The organism is Desulfofundulus thermobenzoicus (assembly GCF_009428905.1).
In the GTDB taxonomy this organism is placed as follows: Bacteria; Bacillota; Desulfotomaculia; order Desulfotomaculales; family Desulfovirgulaceae; genus Desulfofundulus_A; species Desulfofundulus_A thermobenzoicus.
The window spans coordinates 1-442 of record NZ_WHYR01000200.1 but is presented as its reverse complement, the minus strand read 5'-3'; the positions used below and the strand labels follow the sequence as shown (position 1 = coordinate 442).

Sequence of the window (442 nt, the reverse complement as noted above, 5' to 3'; positions counted from 1 at the left end):
GTGTTCTTCGTACCGGATGGGCCAAATTATGAAGAAGCGAGGGCGTCTCTCGACCGGCTCGAATCCGACATTGAAGTCGTACCGGTCAAGACGGTCGAAGAGGCGATTCGTTATTTAGAGTCGATGAATTGAGGCGTCTGCCTATGCTCAGGGGCTGACAGACCGAGCGGGAGGCGATACGCTTCCGTTACGCGCGCCTCAAAGGCGAGGTCAGGATGGTACTTGCTGAGAAGGGGTACCGTCTTTTTTATTTCGTGCATCACGCGACGACCAACCGTGTTGAAGGCGAGCGGGCGAACATAAGGGACGTCATCAAAGCGTGTCGGCAACTCTGTCCGTTCGAAGTGAACGAGCACAGAGACGAGCGCCCGTTGAATGGCCGTCCGGGTGTACCGACGCGTCAGCATCTTAGAGAGGGCCTGTTCAAACGTCGGTTCCATAC

Annotated in this window: 1 protein-coding gene; it reads right to left on the bottom strand. The window is 56.1% G+C overall.

The genetic code is table 11. The features are described from left to right. Positions 1-110: 110 nt before the first annotated feature. On the bottom strand, positions 111-442 hold a 332-nt coding region (locus tag GFC01_RS18220; protein WP_194175043.1), incomplete at its 5' end, for a nucleotidyltransferase family protein.